Genomic DNA, 22,639 nt, shown 5'->3' on the forward strand with positions numbered 1-22,639 from the left:
TTTTAAATCCTCAAAAAACTATGTTTCTATGTGTTTAAAAAACTAAACCCAACGGATAAAAAAATTTAATAAAAAACTAAATGAAAAATCATATAACCAAAATCGTGACCTTCGCCATTCTGATCACGACTTTAATATCCTGTAAAGTCTCAAAGGATATTGAAACTCCAAAAGATGCATTTCCTGAGAATTTCAGGAATGCATCGGTTTCGAGTGATACAACCAGTATTGCCGATGTGGAGTGGAAAAACTTCTTTACAGAAAAAGATATTATAAAATTAATTGACAGCGCCGTTGCAAGAAACAACGACCTTCAGATTGCCGAAAAGAACATCGAAATTGCCCAATACCGTTTTACACAATCAAAATGGGGAAATGTGCCTCAGGTTAACTTATTTGTAAACGCAAGCACAAGCAATCCGTCTGACAATAGTTTTACGGGATTGAACTTAAATCAAGCAATTGGTGCTAAACATATTGACGACTATTCTGCTGGAGCTTCTCTTTCTTGGGAAGCTGATATTTGGGGAAAGATCAGAAACCAAAAGAAAGGGGCTTACGCAGGATATCTTCAATCTGAAGAAGTAAAAAAAGCATTGCAGACTAATATTGTCGCTAATGTTTCTAGAGGATATTATAATCTTTTGATGCTGGATGCGCAATTGGATATTGCCAGACAAAATCTTCGTTTAAATGATAGTACAACCAATATTATCAAATTAAAATACGATGCCGGTCAGGTAACTACTTTAGCAATTCAACAATCGGAAGCACAGAAATTAAACTCAGCGCAATTGATTCCGTTATTGGAACAAAATATTGCCATTCAGGAAAATGCTTTGAGTGTTTTAACAGGTTCTTTTCCAAATTCAAAAGAAAGATCTACTCAATTAAGTGCGATTGAAGTAAAACACAATACAGCAATTGGAGTTCCATCTGCCTTAGTAAGCAGAAGACCTGATGTAAAAAGTGCCGAATTGGCGCTAAAAGCTGCCAACGCAAATGTCGGTATCACGAAAGCGGATTTATACCCAGCTCTCAGAATTACGGCTCAAGGCGGCGTAAACTCTTTCGAAACCAGTAATTGGTTCAACATTCCGGCTTCATTGTTTGGAACTGTTGCGGGCGGATTAACGCAGCCTCTTTTAAATAACAAAAGAGTAAGAACGCAATATAATATCGCTGTCGCAGAAAGAGAAAAAGCTGTTTTAAGTTTTAGACAATCTGTTTTGGTTGCTGTAAGCGAAGTTTCTGATGCTTTGGTTAAAGTAGAGAAATTACAACAGCAGGAAACTTTCTTAAAAGAAAAAGTAAAAACGCTGCAGCAAGCGATTAAAAATGCCAATCTTTTATTTAAAAATGGTATGGCAGAATATCTTGAAGTTTTAACGGCACAGGCAAATTTATTGCAAAGCGAACTAGAACTTGCTGATATCAAAAGACAACAACTTACAGCCAATACAGATTTGTACCGCGCTCTAGGCGGAGGCTGGAAATAATACCCGTTACATTACCCGTTAATTATTTATTTTTTGAGATGAAAACGCTGTGAGACCTTTGGGTTTCATGGCGTTTTTTAGTTTAATTTTACTGAAGAACGCAAGTTTTTTTGCCGCAGATTTCACAGATTAAAAAGATTTATATGTTATTATGCTGAGCGATTATATTCAAAGATTTGATTTTTGTGAAAGAGTTTCGCATTAAGATTTTTCCTTCGTTTAAATGATAAACCTGGACTTATTTTGTTAATTTTGAATCCCATAATTAAAATTAAAAAAATGAAGAAAATAGCATGTATTGCGCTTTTAGCTTTACTATTTACAAATTGCAAGCAAAGCAATAATGAAGAATCAAAACCTATTGAAAAACCAGCAGATACAATTGCAGTTGTAAAAACAGAAAAAATAGAAAAAAAGACTGAGCCAAAAGAAGACTGTAAAGATATCGAAGTAGAAATGGGAGATGGCAGAGAATGTATTTTACAGGATTCTGATCTGGATAAAGTTTATCAAAATATTATTAAAAACAAAGAAGTTGAAGAATCAAATTACTTTTTAAGTACGATTCCAAATGAAAACAAATCTGTTGAAGTAAATCAAAACGGTTTAATCTCAATTGATTATCAAATTACAAAAGATAAAGTTGCTATTTCTATGAATTATGAAGGCGGTGTAACTGAAGTAACCCTTGAAAAAATAAACAATACTGTTAAAAGAAGTATTTATCATTATGCTGATTAAGCAACGATACAAATAATTACAATTTAAAACCGCTGGAAGCTCTGAGTTTTTAGCGTTTTTTAAATTTTTGCTGCCAAGGCGCTAAGGCTCGAAGTATTTTTAAGTCTCTCGCAGATTATGCAGATTGTTCAGATTTATTCTCATTTTTGTCATTTCGACGAAGGAGAAATCTCCACAAGTAGCTCCGCAACGAGAATCAATCTTTGTAGAGTTTCTCGCGAAGATTTCTCCTTCGTCGAAATGACAAAATTGCGCTTATTTCTTTATTTTTGAATAGTAAATCTAGTGCATTAAAATAAAAAAAACTTTGTGCCTTAGCGCCTTTGTGCCAAAACCAAACCAATCTATGACTTTCAACAAAGAAACATACCTCAACAATCTAAAATTATATTTCGAAAGTTACGCTCCTATCTCTGAAAAGTCTTGGAATTTGATTGAAAGCTTGACACATTTCCAGACAATCAAAAAAGGAGAAATACTACTAGAAAATGGAGAAATCTGCAAAAATCTTTATTTTATTGCCAAAGGAATTTTACGAACTTTTATTACTGACGAACAAGGAAATTTCTATAACAAAAATCTTTTTCTCGAAAACAAACTTGCATGCTCTAAAGTTTCATCAATATTGCAAACTCCTTCTAACTTTACAATTGAAGCTTTAGAAGATTGCATTTTAATCAATCTTAATTATCAAAAATATATTCAGTTGATTAGCGAAAATGACGATCTCAAAACATTTTATATAGCATACTTAGAACAAAATTGGATTATCGAAAAAGAACAAAGAGAAGTGGCGTTAGTTATGCAGAACGCAACAGAAAGATATGTTAATCTTCTGGAGAAACATCCCACTATTGCTGATCGCGTTCCGTTACTGCATATTGCTTCGCACTTGGGTATTACTCCCACGCAGTTAAGCCGAATTAGAAAAAGTTTGGAAAAAGATTTGTAAATCAACATATGTAAAGGCTTTTCTGAAAAACTCAATTTACCTTTGTCAGTATAATTCAAACTCGTCATTTACAATGAACTCTATAAACCTCATCAAAGACAATATTGACAACTTAACCACTCTTTGGAAAACCGTTGCATCTCCTCTCCTTTCCTATCATAAAAACGACCCTTTTGAAGTTTCACACATAAAAAACTCAGGCTGGCCAAATAGATTATGGTTTCGAGAAGATATTACCGAAGAAAATTTTCCGCAGATTCAGGAAATCATGGAAAAAAAACCAGGCTTGGTTATTCCGTACTGGGATATTTTTGGAAGCAGTTCTAAATATTTTTTTGAAAAAAATGGTTTTCATATCCGAATTCAGCTGGTTGCAATGGTTTTAAAACTGGGAGAAAAATTGCCGCTTCAAAACAATCTCACTTTTAAAAGAGTTTTAAATGAAGAAGATGCCAAAACCTGGTCAGATATTTATCCGCTTTCTTTCAGCTATGTAATCAGCAAAGAAACTTTGGTTCATAATTATGAAAATGTGAAGTTTTATTTAGTTCATTTTGAAGGAAAAGCGATTGGAACGCTGACACTTTTTCAAACTGAAAAAACTATGGGAATTCACGGTGTAGGCGTTATTCCTGAAATGCGCAAAAGAGGTTTTGCAGAAGAAATCATGAAATTTGCCATCAACGAAGCGATAGATGCCGATTGTGAATATGCACAATTACAAGCATCTGCTCTTGGAAAAGGCATTTATACCAGATTAGGTTTCGAGGATTTGTTTACGATTACGAATTACCAGCTTACATAAATTTCAAATATCATTTTTTTGCATTTTTTGTCAGGATGACAAACTATATAGTTATACTAAATAAAAAATCTAAAATCTAAAATCTAAAATCTAAAATCAAGAAATGTCTCAAATGCCCCTAAAATAGTCGGAAATAGCTGTTTCATGAAAAAATAAGAATAGTACATTTGTAATACATTAACTGATAACTATTTAAAAATAAACCACATGAAAAAAGCAAAAATTATTTTTTGGATTACGACTACTATTATTTTTCTATTCGAAGGTGTTATGCCGGCTTTGACATCACAAACAGAATTAGCCAAAGAAGGAATCAGACATTTAGGCTATCCAGAATATTTTGGAAATGCCCTTGTGATTTTCAAAATTCTGGGTGTTTTAGTTTTAGTGATTCCATCAGTTCCTAAAAATGTAAAAGAATGGGCGTATGCCGGATTTGGTTTCGATTTTATATTTGCTTCAATTAGTCATTTTGCGGTAGACGGAATCAATTTTCAAAGTTTCTTCCCTTTAATCTTTTTAGTGATTTTGGCAATTTCTTATATCTATTATCATAAAATAGAGCGATACAAAAATATCGCTTTGTAAAACTTCAAACGATGATAGAAGTTTTCAAAACAAATGTTCAGGAAGTCGAAGAATCTATAATGATTATAGGAAAACTTCTTGAACATTTCCCTAACAGTGCGATCAATTTTGACCTTGAAGACTGCGATAAAATCCTGCGTGTTAATGGTGCTTCTATTTCAAATCCTAAAATAATCGAACTTCTAAATTCGTACGGTTTTCATTGCGAAGCACTTTTATAAATCATAATTTACTGATTTACAAAATTTTAAAATAAAAAATCGTAATTTTAAAATCCTAAATTTTAAAATATCTCAACATGAATATTCCTGCAGAACATCAAACTATAATGCCGTATTTGATTTTACAAGGTGCATCAAAATTTATCGACTTTACCAAAAAAGTTTTTGGAGCTTCAGAAACCAATACGAAATCTGTACGTGAAGATGGAACTATTATACATGCTGAAATTACTTTAAACGCAAGTACAATAATGATTACAGATGTAATACCCGACTGGTCAAAACAAACTTCACACTTATTTGTTTATGTTCCCAATGCTGATGAAACTTATAAAAAAGCAATTGAAAACGGAGCAAGTTCTTTAATGGGATTAAGTAATAAGGAGTATGGCAGAACCTGCGGTGTAACAGATCCGTTTGGAAATGTATGGTGGATAACATCTGTACAATAACAATTTAAAAAGCAATGATATGAATACAAATGTTCAAAAAGATATTGTTGAAACATATAAAAAATTAAATGATACGCTTTCTAAATTTTCTGAAAGTGAATTAAATCTCATTCCCTATCAAGGAAGCTGGACAGCCGGACAGGTCGTACAGCATATTATCCTTGCTTGTTCCGGATTTCCGGAATTATTTGCGGGAAATACCGAAAAAACAACCCGCAAACCCGACGAAAAAATCAAAGATATTGACGGCCTCTTTTTAAACTTCAATATAAAAATGGACGCTCCTGTTTTTCTTCAGCCTGAAAAAAAAGAATACAGCAAAAATGCTTTGAATATGAAATTGCTCAAAATTGAATCAGAATTGCTAGATTCGGCATCAAAATATGATTTAACGCTTACTTGTCTTGATTTTCAGGTTCCAGGTTTTGATAAATTTACAATGTACGAATGGATTGATTTTGCTTTAGTACATACACAAAGGCATACACATCAGTTAAACAATATTTTTCAGTATATAACCAAACTCTAAATAATGAAATCAAAATCTAAAACTATTTTATATTCTGGTTTTCTATCCGGCACCTTAGATATTCTGGCTGCCATTATTATTTATACGGTTATATTACACCAAACAACTGCTGTAAAAATTCTGCAGTCTATCGCAAGCGGTATTTTTAAACAAGAAGCGTACACAAACGGATCGCAAATGGCATTTTATGGTTTACTGCTTCATTATTTTATTGCTTTAGTTTTTGCTTATCTCTATTTTAAAATCTATCCCTATTTTCCTATTCTGCGGAAAAGCTTTTTACTTTCGGGACTTATTTATGGTTTGTTTGTTTGGATTGTAATGAATCTTATTGTACTGCCAATTGTATTTCCTAAACTTCCTCCAAAACAATTTGATTTCCCTTTATTACTTTCTATCTTGATTTTAATTTTCTGTGTTGGCCTTCCCATTGCATACATAACCCAAAAGTTTTATACAAGACATTAAAAAAAGCGAAATCAAACTTCAATAGTTAATTTCGCTTTTTTATTTTTTTGATTAAAACCTAAATCTTAAACTCTGCTTCTTCCGCTTATTAATGAAATAACAAATAAAACTAAGAATATAAAGAATAAGATTTTTGCGATACTGGCGGCTCCGGCGGCAATTCCTCCAAAACCAAAAATTCCCGCTACTATAGCTAGAATTATAAATGTGACTGTCCAACGTAACATAATATTCAATTTTAAGTTAAAAAATAGGACTTTTTACAAGTCTGATTTGTTTGTATCTCAAAGTTCCTGTTTACTTACAAAAACAATTAACTCAAATGCTATATTTTTTAGCGCAATCAACTACAAATCATAATTTTATCACGACTTTTTAGAATTTCAGTTTCAACCTTATACAATTCCCATGTAAATGCTTTAGAGTTAATTTTTTGATCGATTGAGTTAATCGCCCCTCTGTTCCCAAGGTAATTTTAACCTATAGAAATTTAGATATGGAAGCAGTAACGACTCAAAACACTTTAGCGACAAAACTGGGTGTTATTTTAGAGAAAACAGACCGGTCTTTTGAGGAATTAGGTGTTTTAAATCCTGCCATATATCAAGATGGAAACAGCGTTCATATGTTTTACAGAGCTGCAAAAAGAGGAAATTTTTCAACCATTGGATATTGCAGATTCGAGGGGCCGACAACGTTAGTTGAACGTCGCACTGAACCCATTTTTGTACCGGAATACATTTATGAAATTCACGGTGTAGAAGATCCCCGAATTACCAAAATTGATGATAAGTATTATATGACTTATGTTACTTACGATGGAATAAATGCCTGCGGAGCTGTAGCAGTATCAAAAGATTTGACATCGTTTAAAAAGAAAGGAATTATAACTCCAAAATTCATTTTACACGAGTTCACCAATTTGATCCGCAAACATTTACAAAATCCAAGTGTTGCAAGTATATTGGCTTTTAATACTGCCCGAAATTATCCTTTGAGCGAAACAATAAAGGAAAATTTATTAGTGTGGGACAAAAACGTCGTTCTATTTCCTAAAAAAATAAATGGAAAATTTGTGGCTTTACACCGCTTATTTCCTTCAATTCAAATCGTTTCATTTGAAAAGAAAAAAGACCTGACGGTAGATTTTTGGAAAGATTATCTTAAAAACCTGCCTGATTATATTGTAATGGAGCCCAAATTTGAACACGAAACAAGTCATATTGGACCAGGCGCTCCGCCAATTGAAACAAAAGATGGATGGCTGTTGATTTATCACGCTGCCGAAAGACGCGAAAAAGGTCTTGTTTATCATGCCTGTGCCGCTTTATTAGATCTAAATGATCCCAGTAAAGTGATTGGAAGATTAACAAAACCAATTATAACGCCATCAGAATATTATGAAAGACATGGTTATGTAAATTATGTAGTTTTTCCAACCGGAACTGCCATTTTTGACGACCAATTATATATTTATTACGGTGCCGCCGATGATAAGATTGCGGTGGCTTCTCTGAACCTTAACGACTTATTAACCGAATTAAAATTGAACTCCCATGAAGAAGATATCAAATAAATCGAAAATTGTTTTTCTTTCTACATTCCCTCCAACACAATGTGGAATCGCAACTTATACTCAAGATACCATTAAAGGAATTACCAATGTTTTTGGTAAATCGATAACTTGTGAAATTTGCGAATTGGTCGATAAGCCAAAAGCAAACCCAACACAAGCCTTTACACTAAATACAAAAGACAGAGCAGAATATACAAAAGTTGCCGAAGAAATCAATAAAGATAAGAATGTGAAATTAGTTCACATTCAGCATGAATTTGGTTTATTTGGAGGAAATTACGGAGATCATTTGCTAGATTTTTTAAATACTGTAAAAAAACCGGTTACTTATACTTTTCACAGCGTTATTCCTAATCCAAATGAGGAATTAAAAACCTTTGTAAAATTACTTTTAAGCTACAGCAATTCTGTTTTTGTAATGACTAACCAGTCAAAAGAAATTTTGATAAAAGACTACGATGTTAATGAAGAAATAATTACTTGTGTACAACATGGAACTCATATTGTAATCTATGAAACTCCGGAACAGGCAAAAGCTAAATTCGATATTCAAAACAAAATTGTATTATCAACTTTTGGACTTTTGGGTGAAGGTAAAAACATCGAAACCGGTTTACAGGCTTTGGCAAAAATCGTCAAAAAAGAACCAGATGTATTGTACCTGATTATTGGCAAAACGCATCCAAATTTAATTAAAGACGGTGTTGATGTTTATCGCGATAAATTGGAAGCACTTGTTGATGAATTAGATTTACGCAAAAATGTTCGTTTCATCAATCAATATTTAGATACTGAAGAACTTTTAGAATATTTAAAAGCTACTGATATTTATTTATTTACATCAAAAGATCCAAACCAGGCTGTAAGCGGCACTTTTGCTTATGCTATGAGCTGTGCATGTCCAATGGTGGCATCAAAAATTCCGCACACAAGAGAAGTTTTAACCGAAGACTGTGGTGTGTTAGTTGATATTGGAGATGTCGATCAATTTGCAGAACAAACCTTAAAATTAATTGCCGACGAAAATTTAAGACATGAAATGGGAATTCAGGCTTTTACCAAAATGAGAGCTTCATCTTGGGAAAATGCTGCATTAACACACATGAATACGTATAAAAAACTAATTGAAAATCCAGCTGATATTAAATACAGCTATCCGGATATTCAATTAAGACATATCAAAAAATTAACTACAGATCTTGGTATTATCCAGTTTAGTAAAATCTCAGTTCCAGATTTGGAGTCAGGATATACATTAGATGATAATGCACGTGCTTTAATTGCATTCTGCATGCATTACAAATTAACAAGAGACAAAGACGATCTTCCTTATATTTTAATTTACCTGGATTTCATCGAAAGATGCCAGAAACCAAAAGGAAACTTCATCAATTACGTAGATCAGGAATATCGTGAACACGTTGAACAAAATGCCGAAGTTAACCTTGAAGATTCTAATGCAAGAGCAATTTGGGCTTTGGGAACAGTTGTGGCAAATGCTGATATTCTTCCTGAAAATATTTCAAAAAAAGCATCAAAATGTTTCCTTAACTCATTAAAATGGGCCGAAAATATCCAGTCGCCTCGTTCTATTGGTTTCGCTACAAAAGGTTTGTATCTGTATCACAATGCTATTCCAAACTTATATGTTGCGGCCATTATCAACAAGCTGAATGCTAAACTGCTTGCAAATTATGAAGACACTGCTTCTGAAGACTGGCAATGGTTTGAAAACTATTTAACATACGGAAACGGTATTCTGCCAGAATCAATGTTATATGCTTATTTAGTAACCAATAAACCGGTTTACAAAAAAGTTGCACTAGATTCATTAGATTTCTTAATGTCTAAAACTTTTATCGATGGTAATTTCAAAGCCATTTCAAACCAAAGCTGGTATCATAAAGGTTCTGAACCACAGGAATACGGAGAACAGCCAATTGATGTTACTTATACAATCCAGACTTTAAATGCTTTTTACCAAGCCTTTAAAACTCCGGAATATAAAAAGAAAATGAAAACTGCATTTAACTGGTTCTTAGGAAAAAATCATTTAAATCAAATTATGTACAATCCGGTAAGCGGAGGCGGTTACGATGGTCTTGAAAAAGAAAACGTAAACTTAAATCAAGGAGCAGAATCAACTGTCTGCTATTTAACCGCAAGATTATTAATGGAAAAATTTGCACTTTCAGAGTCTAAGGTTATTCCCTTAATAAAATCCAGAACTGGTATTGCTATAAACTTATAAAGAAATTCTAATTATAAAAAAATTTCAAATTCGAAATTGTAATTTGAAATTTTTAAAAGCAATAGACTGACCAAAATTCTATTAAACCCGGAAAATCCCTTTCTTAATGAAAGGGATTTTTTGTTTTGTTAAAAATAAACAAAATAAATTTGCCTATCTACTAATAGGTAGTATATTTGCTAAAAAATTACTGCGATGACAACACGTGAAAATATTATAGATAAAGCAGATCAATTTATTCGAAACAAAGGCTACAATGCCTTTAGTTTTAAAGATATTTCAAATGATATAGGCATAAAAACCGCTTCTATACATTACCACTTCCCTACAAAATCAGATCTTGGTGTAGCGACTATTAAAGAACATATTGCCAGATATGAAGTTTTAAAAAAAAAGGTTGCTAACGAATCTCCATTAATAAAATTAGAATCTTTTTTAGCTGTTCATACACAAATTAAACATGAAAATAAAGTCTGCATTGTTGGATCGCTGGCAACAGACTTAAATACACTAGATGAATCAATAAAAGACGAACTAAAAATATTTGCCAAATTGGTGATTGACTGGCTGACTGAAGTTCTGACTGAAGGGAAAGAACAAAATATATTTGATTTTCAAACTTCTGCAAGAACAAAAGCATTAATGATAATAACCAATATGGTAGCAATAGTCCAGCTTTCAAGACTAACAAACGATGATGATTTTGAATTGGTAAGAGAAACAATATTAACAGAATTAAGACCTAAAAAAATAATGAAAAGAGTTGTAGTAACAGGCTTAGGAGCAGTAACTCCTATTGGCAATAATGTTCAGGAATATTGGAATTCATTAATTAACGGAGTAAGCGGTGCCGCTCCCATAACAAGATTTGACACCACACAATTTAAAACCAAATTTGCCTGCGAAGTTAAAAACTTCGATGCTTCGCCTATTTTTGAAAAAAATGAAATTAGAAAATATGATCTTTTTACACAATATGCTCTGCATGCAGCAGACGAAGCTGTAAAAAATGCCAATATTGATTTTGATACCTTAAATAAAAACCGAATTGGAGTAATCTGGGGATGCGGCGATGGCGGTATTTCTACTTTTGAAGAACAATTTGGAGAATATAAATTAGGAAACGGCACACCAAGATTTAGTCCGTTTTTTATTCCGAAAAGAATTGTCAATATTGCTTCAGGTGTTATTTCTATTAAATATGGTCTTCGCGGTATTAACTATACAACAGCTGCTGCCTGCTCTGCCAGTAATACTGCCATTATCGATGCCTTTAACTACATTCGCTGGGGCAAAGCAGATATGATTATCAGCGGCGGTTCTGAAGCCTCAGTTTCAGAATCTTCAATTGGAGGTTTCAATGCTTCAAAAGCACTGTCAACTTTAAACGAAGATCATAGCAAAGCTTCTCGTCCTTTTGATGTTACAAGAGATGGATTTGTTTTAGGAGAAGGTGCTGGAGTTGTTATCTTAGAAAGCTACGAACATGCAGTAAAACGAAATGCCGTAATCCTGGCCGAAATTGTGGGCGGAGGTTTAGCGGCAGACGCTTATCACTTAACAGGAACACACCCTGAAGGCGAAGGCGCTGTTTTAGGTATGGAACTTGCTCTTGAGGAAGCCGGAATTACTCCGGATAAAATTGACTATATCAATGCTCACGCTACCTCTACTCCAGCGGGTGACTTAAGCGAACTAAAAGCAATAGAAAAAGTATTTGGAATAAATCCTAATGCAAACATTAGTGCTACAAAATCAATGACCGGGCATTTACTTGGAGGCGCGGGAGCAATCGAAGCAGTTGCTTGTATAAAAGCGCTTCAGGAAAACATTGTACCGCCAACTATAAATACACAAACAATTGAACAGGATTATGCTGAAAAATTTAATCTGACTCTTGGAAAAGCGCAGGCAAGAGAAGTGAATTATGCCATGAGCAATACTTTTGGTTTTGGCGGACACGTAGCCAGTTCGATCTTTAAAAAATTTAAAGAATAAACAATTATAACATATTTATTAATAAAAAGAGCTGTCTCAAAAATTGAGACAGCTCTTTTTATTTTTTTTAAGCACTCGTACAACGCAGCATTTATACAAATATTGTGATTTGATGAAAATTATATAAGGCTCAAAAAAAGTTCTGTAAAGTTTTTTAACAAGTATAGAGGTAACTTTCATATATAATTTAAAAAGTGGAAAAAACTGTTAAATATTTGATTTTGAAACTACAACTAACTTAAAAACAAAACATTTTGATTCTCAGCTTAAAAAATACATTCGCACAAATTGGTAATGCTGCATTATTTGCCAATAGGTTTTTTAAGGAGGTTTTTATTCCCCCTTATGAGACAAAAGAGTTTTTGAAACAATGTTATTTAATTGGTTACAAATCACTCCCATTAGTAGCCATAACAGGTTTTATTATGGGATTGGTATTAACAATTCAGTCAAGACCTACATTAGTAACATTTGGAGCCGAAAGCTGGCTTCCAGGAATGGTGGCACTTTCTTTAATTAGAGAAATTGCTCCTGTCATTACAGCCTTAATCTGCGCCGGAAAAATCTCTTCGGGAATTGGTGCCGAACTGGGTTCGATGAAAGTAACAGAACAAATAGACGCTATGGAAGTTTCTGCCATCAATCCTTATAATTATTTAGTCGTAACAAGAATTTTAGCCTGTACCTTAATGGTGCCTATATTAGTAATTTTTGCAGATGCTGTTGGTATTATAGGCGGTTATGCCGGAATAAATATTCATGGTGATGTTAATTTCTACCGATATCTAACCCAGATTATTCAATCATTAGAATTTTCAGATCTGATTCCCGCAACGATAAAAACATTCTTCTTTGGCTATTTCATAGGAATGATTGGCTGTTATAAAGGATTTAATGCTGCAAACGGAACAGAAAGTGTAGGACACGCTGCAAACTCGGCAGTAGTTACAGCCTCTCTCAGCATATTTATTATTGATATGGTAGCCGTGCAATTAACTGATTTAATTTATTAAGATGATTAAAGAAGAAAAAAATACCGAACCAAAATCAAAAGATAAAAAGCAGACTCCAATTATTGAAATTAAGAACCTGCATAAAACTTTTGGCGAAGACAACCAAATTCTAAAAGGCGTTAATCTTACTGTGAACAAAGGCGAAGATTTAGTGATTTTAGGACGTTCAGGTTCAGGAAAATCAGTTACCATAAAATGTATTGTGGGGCTGATTGAACCAGATCAGGGCGAAATAATTGTTTTTGATGAAAATGTACTGGACCTTTCAAAAGATGAATTAAATAAAATGCGGGTCCGAATTGGATTTTTATTCCAGAGCGGTGCTCTTTACGATTCAATGTCGGTTCGAGAAAATCTGGCATTTACATTACGCGCCCACAAAAGGGATTTAAGCGAAGATGAAGTTGAAAATGAAGTAATAGAAGCCCTTGAAAGTGTAGGCCTTGGCGATGCAATAGACAAAATGCCTTCTGAATTATCAGGCGGGATGCGAAAAAGAATTGGCTTGGCCAGAACATTAATTTTAAAACCCGAAATCATTTTATATGATGAGCCCACAACAGGATTAGATACTATTACTTCCAGAGAAATCAGTGAATTAATACTTGATATCAAACACAAACAAAAAACCTCATCGATCATTATTACGCACGATATGGCGTGTGCAAAAATGACAGCTGACAGAATTATGGTTTTAAAAGACGGTGTAATTCATGCCGAAGGAACTTACGAAGAATTAGAAAAAGACGAAGACGAATGGGTACGCTCATTTTTTGAATAAAAAAGCAAAATAAAATAGTAGAAATCATGGAAAAGCAATCTGGATATACTTGGAAATTAGGAATGTTTGTAACAGTTGGACTGTTGCTTTTTATAATCGCCATTTATTTTATTGGAAAACAAAAAAACCTATTTGGTTCAACATTCCACATAACATCAAAATTTAAAACGGTCAGCGGTTTAGAAGTTGGAAACAATGTCCGTTTTTCAGGTATTAACATTGGTACAGTCGAAGAAATCAGATTGATAAATGATTCTTCTGTAGTCGTTTCAATGGTTATAAAAGATGAAGTCCGAAAATTTATAAAAACAGACGCCAGAGCCAGTATTGGTTCAGATGGATTAATGGGCGATAAAGTATTGACTATTACTCCGGGTGAAAAATCTACAAAAGTAATCGAAGACAACGGCGCCATCGCTTCTATCAACGGAATTGAAATGAATGACATCATGAAAAGCGTTAAAAAAAGTGTTGATAATGTAGGCGTTATTTCTGAAGAACTGGCCATTTTCAGCCACAGTATGAATAACGGAAACGGCGCGCTGGCTAGATTAGTAAGAGATGATAAAATGGCAAACAGTGTTTCGAATACGCTTTCGAATCTGGAAACTGGTACAAAAGGTTTCAGCGAAAATATGGAAGCTGCCAAAAGTAATTTCCTGTTTAGAGGCTATTTCAAGAAAAAAGAAAAGGAAAAAGAGAAAAAACAGGAAGAAATAAAAGAGAAAAAAGAAGAACAGCAGGAAAAGGCTGCTAAAGAAAAAGAAGCCAAAGCTAAAGAAGAAAAAGAAAAACAGGAAAAAGCCAAAGAAGAGAAAGAAAAGCAAAAAGCCGAAGAAGCTAAGAAAGAGGCTGAAAAGAAATAATTAAAACTCTGCGCCATGAAAACTTCATATAAAAATATAAGCCTTAAAATACTCAAATGGACAGGAATAGTAATAGCGGGAATACTGCTGTTACTTTTTTTGATTCCGCTGTTATTTCCCGGAAAAGTAGCCTCAGAAGTTAAAAAAATTGCAAACGAACGTTTAGATACCAAATTAGAATTTTCGAAGTCTAAACTTTCATTTTTTACCCATTTCCCTTCATTGACTGTCTCACTTGACGATATCTCTATGACGGGTTCAAAACCATTTGGAAATGATACTTTATTAAAAGCAGATCAGGTGGCTTTTGGAATAAACCTGAAAAGACTCATTTTTGACAGCGAAGTTAAAATCAATAAATTATACGTTTCAAACGCATTAATTAATGTAATGGTCAACGAAAAAGGACAAGCTAATTATAATATTTATGTAGCACCCGAAGACCGAAAAAACGAAAAAGAAGATCCAAATGCTCCCGAAGAAGGAACAGCAATAAAATTAGAACGAATTGATTTAGAAAACTGCCATGTAAAATACAACGACCGATCTGCTAAAGTTTTAGTCGATGCCAAAGGTTTCAATTACATTGGAAAAGGAAACCTGAGCGATGATATTTTCGATTTAAATACCGATGCCAAAATCGATACGCTGGATTTCTACTATAACCGAACTGCATATCTAAGAAAAAAAGCCGTTCGTGCTGATTTAATTACCAGAATCAATACGCACGCACTTTCATTCATTCTTCAAAAAAATGAACTACAGATTAACAAACTGCCTTTAAAGTTTACCGGTCTATTTACCATTTTAAGAGACGGGTATAAAATCAATATCAAAGCAGCATCAGAAAACACAACCGTAAAAGATTTACTTTCTGTTATGCCTCCGGAATATTTAACCTGGCTGGAAAAAACCGAAATTTCAGGAAAAAGTGATTTGGTGCTTTCTTTTAAAGGAGATTATAATGTTTCGAAAAAACAAAAACCCAATTTAGCTTTCAACCTAAAGATAAAAGACGGAGCCGTTAGTTATCAAAATGCGCCCGTTCCGCTTACCGATTTCCAAATGGATTTAAATGCCATGCTGCCTTCTCTTGATACCGAACAATTATTGGTAAACCTTAGAACTTTACGATTTAAAGTAGGCGAAAAAGATTATTTCAACGCTTATCTGCATAGTAAAGGTTTAAGCGAAATGAATGTAGATGCCAGTATAAAAGGTGCTTTGGATCTGGCTGTTGTAGACGCTGCAATTGGTTTGGAAAAAATTGATTTAAAAGGAATTTTAAAAACCAATATTCAGGCAAAAGGGCTTTTCAGCACCTCAAAAAAACTTTTTCCTAAAACAATCGGCGGTATTTCGCTTCGAAACGGATGGCTGAAAACAGACTACTACCCTAACCCAATTAAAGATATAACTTTTGTAGCCAACGTGCTTAATAAAGCCGGAACTTATGAGGATCTAATTGTGGCTGTTTCTCCCGCTTCTTTTGTTTTTGAAGGAAATCCGATGTATGTAAATATGGCATTATCAGATTTCAGCGATCTGGCTTATAATGCTAAAATTAAAGGAGAACTCAATGTGGGTAGAATATACCAGGTATTTTCACAAAAAGGTCTTGATGTAACCGGTTATGCAAAAGCCGATTTATCTCTTAAAGGAAAACAAAGCTACGCCACGACGGGACAATATAGCAAACTGGATAATCGAGGCACAATTCTGCTTAAAAATATCAAAGCTACTTCAGAATTATTCCCAAAAGCTTTTTTTATAAAACAAGGAAACTTCCGTTTTCAGAACGAGAAAATGTGGTTTGAAAAATTCTATGCTTCTTACGGAAAATCTGATTTTGATATTAACGGATATCTTTTAAATACTATAAATTATTTTCTGGAATCGCACGGAACTCTAAGCGGTGACTTTAATATGAAATCTAAACTCATCAATGTAGATGAATTTATGGCGCTTGAAAAAGGTGAAAATAAAGACCGAAAACTCGAAGTTGATTATGCCAAAGAAGACCATCCAAAAATGAGCGGTGTAGTAATGATTCCTAAAAACTTAAATGTTTCGCTTACTGCAAATGCCGATAAAGTAGAATATAACGGATTGAACCTAAACAAACTTTCAGGAAAAGTGGGCATTACAAAAGGTAGTTTCTATTTAGAAAATACTTCTTTAAATATTATTGACTGTATTCTTGGAGTTAATGCGGCATATAAAGACGAATCACCGACTTCTGCACATTTTGACGCACATTTCACTGCAAAAGATTTCAGTGTTCAGCGTGCTTACAAAGAAATTCCGATGTTTCATGATATGGTAACTGTTGCCGAAAAAGCACAGGGAATTATTTCTGTTGATTACAAAATAAAAGGTGATTTAAACGGAAATATGGGGCCAATTTACGAATCGCTTGAAGGAGGCGGAACAATCAATCTTCGTGATGTAAAAATTAAAGGTTTAAAATTATTTGAAGGCGTGAGTTCGCAAACCGGACAAAAAGGTTTGGATGATCCAAAAATGGAAGGAATCGAAATAAAATCGAATATTAATAATAATCTTATTTCTATAGAGCCTTTTACGTTTAGTGTAGCAAGTTTTAGACCCACAATTAAAGGAACCACAAGTTTTGACGGTCTTTTAGATTTAAGAATGCGTTTAGGATTGCCGCCGGGCGGTATTATTGGTTTTCCAATCGTAATTACCGGAACGCACGAAAATCCTAAAATTAAAATTTTCAGTAAAACAGGCCAAAAAATTATTGGAGCGGTTTACGACGAAAAGAATAACAAAGTGGTAAAAAAAGAAAAAGTAAGCAAAAAGAAATCCTAATTAAAATGCAATGAAAAAGAAGAAACAAAATGGCGGAAGTGCATTTGAAAAATTTGCTTCAAAAGTTTCAAAAGCGGCCGGAAGCACTACTGCTTTTATAGGCGCTTTTGTTATTGTGGTTGCCTGGGCAGTTTCAGGACCTATTTTCAATTATTCTGAAACCTGGCAATTGGTTATCAATACCGGAACCACGATTATTACTTTTTTGATGGTTTTTCTAATTCAGAAAGCCCAGAATAAAGATTCTCTGGCCATTCAATTAAAACTGAACGAATTGGTAGCTTCAGGCGAGCGCTCAAGCAATAGTCTGGTTGATATTGAAAATATGACAGAAGAAGAAATGGTTATCATTCAAAAATATTATCATCGTTTAGCTGAGCTGGCTAAAAAAGATGAAAGCATTAGAACCTCACACTCTGTTGCCGAAGCACATTCGCAGCATGAGTACAAAGATAAAAACAGAACCAAACATCGTACTGCACGAAATACAGATAAAAAATGAAATTACGTTCGACAGAAACCTTTTGGCCTTTAAAAAATGCCATGAATATCAGTTATCCCTCAATTGATGCCGATATTAAAACCGAAATTTTAATTATTGGCGGAGGAATAACGGGTGCTTTAATGGCTTACAAATTAATTACGCAGGGAAAAAAAATAGTATTGGTTGACCGCCGTGATGTGGCAAACGGAAGTACGGCGGCAAGTACAGCCTTACTTCAATATGAAATTGATGTGCCATTGCATGAATTAATAAAACTTCGGGGCGAACAATGTGCAGTAGAGAGTTATAGAAATGGTAAAAAAGCCATTTTTGACCTGCGAAATATAATTGATACGGTAGAAAGTGACTGCGGATTTGAATTTAAAAAAAGTATTTATTTTACGTCTTACAAAAAAGATATTCCGTTTTTAAAAAATGAATTTAAAGCCCGTAAACAACATGATTTTGATGTTACATGGCTTAATAAATATGAACTCGAAAAAATGGGATTAAATGCCATAGCCGCAATCGAATCAAAAACGGCTGCCGTTATGGATCCGTTTAAGCTGGCTTGTGATTTATTGAATTACTGCTATGAAAACGGAATGCAGATTTTTGACCGAACCAACATTACTTCTATCCATACTCAAAAAGGAAAATGCGTGGCTCATACCGAAAACCGATGCACCATAACAGCCGATCATGTTGTTCATTGCAGCGGTTATGAAAGCACCGAAACTGTGCAGGAAAAAATAGTCGATTTAAAAAGCACTTATGCACTCGCATCAGAAAGTGTCCCTGAATTACCGTCAATTTTAAAAAACGCTGTTATTTGGGATACATCTTCGCCATATTATTATTATCGCGCTACTTCTGACAACCGAATTATTATGGGCGGCGGTGATGAGGAATTTAAAGATCCTAAAAAACGTGATAAGTTAATACCCAAAAAAGAGGCATCATTACTTAGACAATTTAGACGAAGATTTCCTGATATAAACTTCAAATTGGATTATTCCTGGGCCGGAACTTTTGGCGAAACCAAAGACGGACTTCCTTATTTTGGAAAACCTGACCCAAAGAAAAACGAGCATTATGTTCTGGGCTTCGGCGGCAACGGAATCACCTTTAGCGTAATAGGCATGAACTCGATTGTAGATTCTATAAACAATAAAAAAAATCTGGATTTAGAGTATTATCGATTTGGGCGTTGAAAACTGTTTGACAGTTTTTAGGATCAAAGTCACAGAGAGACAAAGAAACAAAGATTTAAAACTTTGAACCTTTGTCTCTCTGTGACTTTGCCACTTTTAAAGAACTAACTCCATCTGTATATTACATCGTTTATAAGGCGTTTCAAGACCAAAGACTTTTTCAAAACCTAGTTTGTAATATAAGTTTATAGCTGGTTTTAAAATTGTGTTGCTTTCCAGATAAATCTTTTTTGCGCCTAATTCTCTGGCGGTTTTAACGATTCCCTGACCTAAAAGCCAGCCGATATTTTTACCCTGCGCTTTTGGAGAAACTGCCATTTTTGCCATTTCAAAATCATAATCGGGATTGTTCATTTTGATAAGAGCGCAGACACCTACGGGTTCGTTTTGATATAATGCCACCAGAATTTTTCCGCCTTTATTTAAGATATATTCTTCAGGATTATCGAGTGCTTTATAATCTGCTTCTTCCATTTCAAAATAATTCGAAATCCATTCTACATTCAAAGCCCGAAACGCTTCCTGATATTCTGGTTTATATTCTACTATTTCAACATCTTTGCTTTCGCGAAGTTTTTTTTGATCGCTTACACGTTTGAACATTGATTTCTGTTCCAATAAAAATTCCCATTCCTCAAGCGCTGCCCAAAGATTGTGTTTCGATTCAGATATAATGCCGTCGATTGCTACATCAATATCTTTTAATTGCTGCTGTATTTTCTGCGAAAGCAAAACCCCTTTCTCAGTCAAAACAACATTGTTTTTTCGCTTATCATCCGTTTTACTTTCTTTTACAATTCCTGCGTTACTCATTTCCTGAATAATTTTACTTACAGAAGGCTGAGAATGTCCAATTTCATTTGCAATTTCGGTAATGGTAAGTTCTCTTTCTTCTGTTAAAATATAAAAAACCGGAAACCACTTCGGCACAAAATCTACACCGTATAATTCATAAATTTTAGAAGCATCATCTGTAATAACAGCTGTCATTAATCGCAAACGGCTTCCTAGTGCCGCTTTGCCTACTTTGTCAAAAAATTCCATATTATAATTAATTATATAACTAGTTATGCAAATGTATAAAAAAAATCTTTTTTGCAAAGATTTTTTAGGTGCAAAGTTACAAAGGAACATAGAGACAAAGTTTTTTTACTCTTTTACTTGAATTTTTTATAAAAAAATAAGATTCTAAATCGCCCTCATTTAAGTTTTTACTTAAAATTTGATAGATCTAGAATCTTATTATTTAGGAAATATATCTTGCTTAACAGCTAACGGCATTATTTTTTTAGAAAGTAAACCTTGTCTCTATGTTACTTTGAACTTTTGTCACTTAAAAAAAACTAAGATTCTAAGTGTGGAGCCTTTCGTATTTACTAAAAACCTCAGCGACTCAGAACCTTAGTATTTTTGGAATATATCATGCTTAATAGCTAACGACATTACTTTTGTGTAAGACAGCAGTAAAAAACTTTGTCCCTTTGAACCTTTGTCTCTTTGCCCCTCATTTAAGCTGTAATCCCCATCGGATTCAAATTAAACTTGTATTCTTTTGGGCTGCAGTTGAATTTTTGTTTAAAGATTTTAGAGAAATAACTTCTGCTTGTAAATCCTATGCAGTATACGATTTCAGAGATATTTAAATCTGATGTTCTAATAAGGATTTCGGCTTTTAGAACGCGCATATGTGTGATATAATCGTTTACAGTTCTGTTGTGAATCATTTTAAAACCTTCCTGAAGTTTGTTTGGAGAAAGACCTGATTTTTTACTTAATGATTTAATAGTAAAAGGTTCTTCGGGATTTGCTTTTATTACTTCTGAAAGTTCTTTTATTTCTTCCATTTCTCTCAAATTCAAACAATTTGTTTCTTTCGAGAATGAATTTACATCATCTGTATGCTGCTGAATTTCCATTGCCAGAATAATTCTCAAAATTCCTTCTTTCAATAAATTTCTAACAATTCCGGTTTGTGTTACAGCATTTAACTGTTCGATTTTTTCGCCAATTTTTAAATTATAAGAACCGGCATAAAAGAATTCTTCATTTAAGTTTTCTTCAAAAAACGTTTCTCTCACCATTTGGTTTAAAGAATTGGCATGGCTTGGTTCAGTCTGCGTTCCTACAATAATTAAAGTAAACTTTGTTTTTTTATCTTTTTCAAAATATAAAACATTATCCTGATTTAGTTTTGAAGTTACAATGGCAGTCTGAAATGTTTTTAATTTTCTTTCTTCGCCTGAAAGTCCAAAACTATGTGAAAGATTTCCTTTTGAACAATAAGCAAAATATATAGGAGAAGATGATCCGTTAATGACATTCAGCTTTAAATCAGCCGAAAAAGTCATATCAAACTGAACATAAGAAATATTATCGTTAAATGAAGCCCCAATAATAGAACCTTTTGCAAAGTTATTATTGACTTCAAGTGTATATTCATCAACGTCAAAAGTTACTTTTCCGCCGAAGTTTGCATTCAATTCTTCAAATATGTTTTGAATTTTCTCTGTATGTATAGTAACTATTTTCATTTTGTTTCGATTTAAATTCTGTAATTTTAAATGAGATTTTAAAACCCGCATTATTACGTTTTAAAAGCAGATTCAAAGTTCGCTCAATCGTAAACCAAAAATGTTATATAATTTTCCTCAATTGTTTTATAATTACTAATTAATGATATTTTTAACTCAAACAAACTATTTCTTAATTCAATAAATGAAAAGCTATTCTTTTTCTCCTATAAGCTCACCAGATTCTAAAGTGTTGATTTTAGGCACGATGCCCGGAACAAAATCTTTAGAGTTAAATCAATATTACGGACACAGCCAGAATAATTTCTGGAAGTTTATGTTTACAATTTTTAAAGAAGAGTTCTCAACTGATTATGAGACTAAAAAAGCCCTTTTGCTAAAAAACAAAATTGCACTGTGGGATGTTTTACAATACTGCGACCGCGTAGGAAGTTTAGACAGTGCCATAAAAAATGAAATCGCGAATGATTTTGAAACTTTTTTAAAACAGCATCCAAACATTCATACAATAGCATTTAACGGACAAAAAGCTGCAGCGTTCTTTAAAAAGTATGTTCATTTAAAAAAAGACTATACTCTTATTACACTTCCATCAACAAGTCCGGCAAATGCCAGTAAAGCTTTTCAATCAAAATTGGATGAATGGAAAGTTATAGCTTCGCTTTAACTATTTTAATATCGACTAAAAAATAATTTATGATTTCGCGGCAAAAAAAACAAAATGTTGAAATAATGTAACTTTTGAACTTTAAAATATAACACGAAATTTCTCAATCTAATATAATTTTACAATTAAGAAATCAAAGCCAGGATTTATACGGATTGATGATGAAGG

At 33.4% G+C, this 22,639-nt stretch carries 22 protein-coding genes and 1 pseudogene; 20 read left to right on the forward strand and 3 right to left on the reverse strand.

The window, feature by feature from the left end:
• Positions 1-80 precede the first annotated feature (80 nt).
• The 9 genes from FJOH_RS22240 to FJOH_RS22280 all read left to right on the forward strand — a co-directional run bounded on the left by FJOH_RS22240 (position 81) and on the right by FJOH_RS22280 (position 6,255).
• Entirely contained in the window at positions 81-1,499 is a 1,419-nt protein-coding gene (locus tag FJOH_RS22240) for a TolC family protein (protein WP_012026275.1), read from the forward strand.
• 279 nt (positions 1,500-1,778) lie between these two features.
• Positions 1,779-2,240, forward strand: a complete 462-nt coding sequence (locus FJOH_RS22245; protein ID WP_012026276.1) for a hypothetical protein — start codon at positions 1,779-1,781, stop codon at positions 2,238-2,240.
• Between the two features lie 346 nt (positions 2,241-2,586).
• On the forward strand, positions 2,587-3,192 hold the full coding sequence (locus tag FJOH_RS22250; protein ID WP_012026277.1) for a Crp/Fnr family transcriptional regulator: 606 nt from the start codon (positions 2,587-2,589) through the stop codon (positions 3,190-3,192).
• A 73-nt stretch (positions 3,193-3,265) separates the two neighbouring features.
• Positions 3,266-3,997 carry a GNAT family N-acetyltransferase gene (locus tag FJOH_RS22255; RefSeq protein ID WP_012026278.1) on the forward strand — a complete coding sequence of 244 codons (732 nt, stop codon included), beginning with the start codon at positions 3,266-3,268 and terminating at the stop codon, positions 3,995-3,997.
• Positions 3,998-4,204: 207 nt separating this feature from the next.
• Positions 4,205-4,585: a DoxX family protein gene (locus tag FJOH_RS22260; protein ID WP_012026279.1), complete on the forward strand. Its 381-nt coding sequence runs from the start codon at positions 4,205-4,207 to the stop codon at positions 4,583-4,585.
• 11 nt (positions 4,586-4,596) lie between these two features.
• A complete protein-coding gene (locus FJOH_RS22265; protein ID WP_012026280.1) occupies positions 4,597-4,806 on the forward strand; it encodes a hypothetical protein in 210 nt (69 codons plus the stop codon).
• 77 nt (positions 4,807-4,883) lie between these two features.
• Complete coding sequence (locus FJOH_RS22270) at positions 4,884-5,258, forward strand: VOC family protein (RefSeq protein WP_012026281.1); 375 nt, start codon at positions 4,884-4,886, stop codon at positions 5,256-5,258.
• Positions 5,259-5,277: 19 nt separating this feature from the next.
• Positions 5,278-5,787: a DinB family protein gene (locus tag FJOH_RS22275; RefSeq protein ID WP_012026282.1), complete on the forward strand. Its 510-nt coding sequence runs from the start codon at positions 5,278-5,280 to the stop codon at positions 5,785-5,787.
• Positions 5,788-5,790: 3 nt separating this feature from the next.
• Complete coding sequence (locus tag FJOH_RS22280; RefSeq protein ID WP_012026283.1) at positions 5,791-6,255, forward strand: hypothetical protein; 465 nt, start codon at positions 5,791-5,793, stop codon at positions 6,253-6,255.
• Positions 6,256-6,320: 65 nt separating this feature from the next.
• Here FJOH_RS22280 and FJOH_RS26670 read toward each other — a convergent pair whose 3' ends face one another.
• Positions 6,321-6,482, reverse strand: coding sequence for a DUF1328 domain-containing protein (locus FJOH_RS26670; protein WP_012026284.1), 162 nt, complete (start codon positions 6,480-6,482; stop codon positions 6,321-6,323).
• Between the two features lie 269 nt (positions 6,483-6,751).
• On the opposite strand from FJOH_RS26670, the gene FJOH_RS22290 reads away from it, so the two are divergent.
• From FJOH_RS22290 to FJOH_RS22330, 10 genes and pseudogenes are all read left to right on the forward strand, one after another.
• Positions 6,752-7,831 carry a glycoside hydrolase family 130 protein gene (locus FJOH_RS22290; protein ID WP_012026285.1) on the forward strand — a complete coding sequence of 360 codons (1,080 nt, stop codon included), beginning with the start codon at positions 6,752-6,754 and terminating at the stop codon, positions 7,829-7,831.
• On the forward strand, positions 7,812-10,082 hold the full coding sequence (locus FJOH_RS22295; RefSeq protein ID WP_012026286.1) for a glycosyltransferase: 2,271 nt from the start codon (positions 7,812-7,814) through the stop codon (positions 10,080-10,082). Before FJOH_RS22290 ends, FJOH_RS22295 begins: the two co-directional genes overlap by 20 nt.
• A gap of 195 nt (positions 10,083-10,277) precedes the next feature.
• A pseudogene (locus FJOH_RS27280) lies at positions 10,278-10,364 on the forward strand (TetR/AcrR family transcriptional regulator); the annotation flags it as partial.
• 471 nt (positions 10,365-10,835) lie between these two features.
• Positions 10,836-12,080, forward strand: a complete 1,245-nt coding sequence (gene fabF, locus FJOH_RS22300) for a beta-ketoacyl-ACP synthase II (protein ID WP_044048524.1) — start codon at positions 10,836-10,838, stop codon at positions 12,078-12,080.
• A 254-nt stretch (positions 12,081-12,334) separates the two neighbouring features.
• Positions 12,335-13,093: an MlaE family ABC transporter permease gene (locus tag FJOH_RS22305; RefSeq protein ID WP_012026288.1), complete on the forward strand. Its 759-nt coding sequence runs from the start codon at positions 12,335-12,337 to the stop codon at positions 13,091-13,093.
• Between the two features lies 1 nt (position 13,094).
• Positions 13,095-13,874 (forward strand): ABC transporter ATP-binding protein, encoded by a 780-nt coding sequence (locus FJOH_RS22310; protein ID WP_012026289.1) that lies wholly within the window; start codon positions 13,095-13,097, stop codon positions 13,872-13,874.
• Positions 13,875-13,900: 26 nt separating this feature from the next.
• Entirely contained in the window at positions 13,901-14,740 is an 840-nt protein-coding gene (locus FJOH_RS22315) for an MlaD family protein (RefSeq protein WP_012026290.1), read from the forward strand.
• A gap of 15 nt (positions 14,741-14,755) precedes the next feature.
• Positions 14,756-17,575 carry an AsmA family protein gene (locus FJOH_RS22320; protein ID WP_012026291.1) on the forward strand — a complete coding sequence of 940 codons (2,820 nt, stop codon included), beginning with the start codon at positions 14,756-14,758 and terminating at the stop codon, positions 17,573-17,575.
• Positions 17,576-17,585: 10 nt separating this feature from the next.
• Entirely contained in the window at positions 17,586-18,077 is a 492-nt protein-coding gene (locus FJOH_RS22325) for a low affinity iron permease family protein (RefSeq protein WP_012026292.1), read from the forward strand.
• Positions 18,074-19,273: an NAD(P)/FAD-dependent oxidoreductase gene (locus FJOH_RS22330; protein ID WP_012026293.1), complete on the forward strand. Its 1,200-nt coding sequence runs from the start codon at positions 18,074-18,076 to the stop codon at positions 19,271-19,273. The genes FJOH_RS22325 and FJOH_RS22330 overlap by 4 nt, the downstream gene beginning before the upstream one ends.
• Positions 19,274-19,369: 96 nt before the next feature.
• Here FJOH_RS22330 and FJOH_RS22335 read toward each other — a convergent pair whose 3' ends face one another.
• Complete coding sequence (locus FJOH_RS22335; protein ID WP_044048012.1) at positions 19,370-20,317, reverse strand: bifunctional helix-turn-helix transcriptional regulator/GNAT family N-acetyltransferase; 948 nt, start codon at positions 20,315-20,317, stop codon at positions 19,370-19,372.
• 464 nt (positions 20,318-20,781) lie between these two features.
• Complete coding sequence (locus FJOH_RS22340) at positions 20,782-21,804, reverse strand: helix-turn-helix domain-containing protein (protein ID WP_044048526.1); 1,023 nt, start codon at positions 21,802-21,804, stop codon at positions 20,782-20,784.
• Positions 21,805-21,988: 184 nt separating this feature from the next.
• Between FJOH_RS22340 and FJOH_RS22345 the strand changes: the two genes are divergently transcribed.
• Positions 21,989-22,471 carry a DNA-deoxyinosine glycosylase gene (locus tag FJOH_RS22345; RefSeq protein ID WP_012026296.1) on the forward strand — a complete coding sequence of 161 codons (483 nt, stop codon included), beginning with the start codon at positions 21,989-21,991 and terminating at the stop codon, positions 22,469-22,471.
• Positions 22,472-22,639 lie beyond the last annotated feature (168 nt).

The sequence above is a fragment of the Flavobacterium johnsoniae UW101 genome, from assembly GCF_000016645.1.
Classification (GTDB): domain Bacteria; phylum Bacteroidota; class Bacteroidia; order Flavobacteriales; family Flavobacteriaceae; genus Flavobacterium; species Flavobacterium johnsoniae.

What these genes read in the sequence shown, in the direction of transcription:
- FJOH_RS22255 (WP_012026278.1), top strand. Translation starts at nt 3,266, where the DNA reads ATGAACTCTATAAACCTCATCAAAGACAATATTGACAACTTAACCACT.
- FJOH_RS22275 (WP_012026282.1), top strand. Translation starts at nt 5,278, where the DNA reads ATGAATACAAATGTTCAAAAAGATATTGTTGAAACATATAAAAAATTA.
- FJOH_RS22335 (WP_044048012.1), bottom strand. Translation starts at nt 20,317, where the DNA reads ATGGAATTTTTTGACAAAGTAGGCAAAGCGGCACTAGGAAGCCGTTTG.
- FJOH_RS22340 (WP_044048526.1), bottom strand. Translation starts at nt 21,804, where the DNA reads ATGAAAATAGTTACTATACATACAGAGAAAATTCAAAACATATTTGAA.
- FJOH_RS22270 (WP_012026281.1), top strand. Translation starts at nt 4,884, where the DNA reads ATGAATATTCCTGCAGAACATCAAACTATAATGCCGTATTTGATTTTA.
- FJOH_RS22295 (WP_012026286.1), top strand. Translation starts at nt 7,812, where the DNA reads ATGAAGAAGATATCAAATAAATCGAAAATTGTTTTTCTTTCTACATTC.
- fabF (WP_044048524.1), top strand. Translation starts at nt 10,836, where the DNA reads ATGAAAAGAGTTGTAGTAACAGGCTTAGGAGCAGTAACTCCTATTGGC.
- FJOH_RS22265 (WP_012026280.1), top strand. Translation starts at nt 4,597, where the DNA reads ATGATAGAAGTTTTCAAAACAAATGTTCAGGAAGTCGAAGAATCTATA.
- FJOH_RS22260 (WP_012026279.1), top strand. Translation starts at nt 4,205, where the DNA reads ATGAAAAAAGCAAAAATTATTTTTTGGATTACGACTACTATTATTTTT.
- FJOH_RS22320 (WP_012026291.1), top strand. Translation starts at nt 14,756, where the DNA reads ATGAAAACTTCATATAAAAATATAAGCCTTAAAATACTCAAATGGACA.
- FJOH_RS22345 (WP_012026296.1), top strand. Translation starts at nt 21,989, where the DNA reads ATGAAAAGCTATTCTTTTTCTCCTATAAGCTCACCAGATTCTAAAGTG.
- FJOH_RS22330 (WP_012026293.1), top strand. Translation starts at nt 18,074, where the DNA reads ATGAAATTACGTTCGACAGAAACCTTTTGGCCTTTAAAAAATGCCATG.
- FJOH_RS22290 (WP_012026285.1), top strand. Translation starts at nt 6,752, where the DNA reads ATGGAAGCAGTAACGACTCAAAACACTTTAGCGACAAAACTGGGTGTT.
- FJOH_RS26670 (WP_012026284.1), bottom strand. Translation starts at nt 6,482, where the DNA reads ATGTTACGTTGGACAGTCACATTTATAATTCTAGCTATAGTAGCGGGA.
- FJOH_RS22245 (WP_012026276.1), top strand. Translation starts at nt 1,779, where the DNA reads ATGAAGAAAATAGCATGTATTGCGCTTTTAGCTTTACTATTTACAAAT.
- FJOH_RS22310 (WP_012026289.1), top strand. Translation starts at nt 13,095, where the DNA reads ATGATTAAAGAAGAAAAAAATACCGAACCAAAATCAAAAGATAAAAAG.
- FJOH_RS22315 (WP_012026290.1), top strand. Translation starts at nt 13,901, where the DNA reads ATGGAAAAGCAATCTGGATATACTTGGAAATTAGGAATGTTTGTAACA.
- FJOH_RS22240 (WP_012026275.1), top strand. Translation starts at nt 81, where the DNA reads ATGAAAAATCATATAACCAAAATCGTGACCTTCGCCATTCTGATCACG.
- FJOH_RS22280 (WP_012026283.1), top strand. Translation starts at nt 5,791, where the DNA reads ATGAAATCAAAATCTAAAACTATTTTATATTCTGGTTTTCTATCCGGC.
- FJOH_RS22325 (WP_012026292.1), top strand. Translation starts at nt 17,586, where the DNA reads ATGAAAAAGAAGAAACAAAATGGCGGAAGTGCATTTGAAAAATTTGCT.
- FJOH_RS22250 (WP_012026277.1), top strand. Translation starts at nt 2,587, where the DNA reads ATGACTTTCAACAAAGAAACATACCTCAACAATCTAAAATTATATTTC.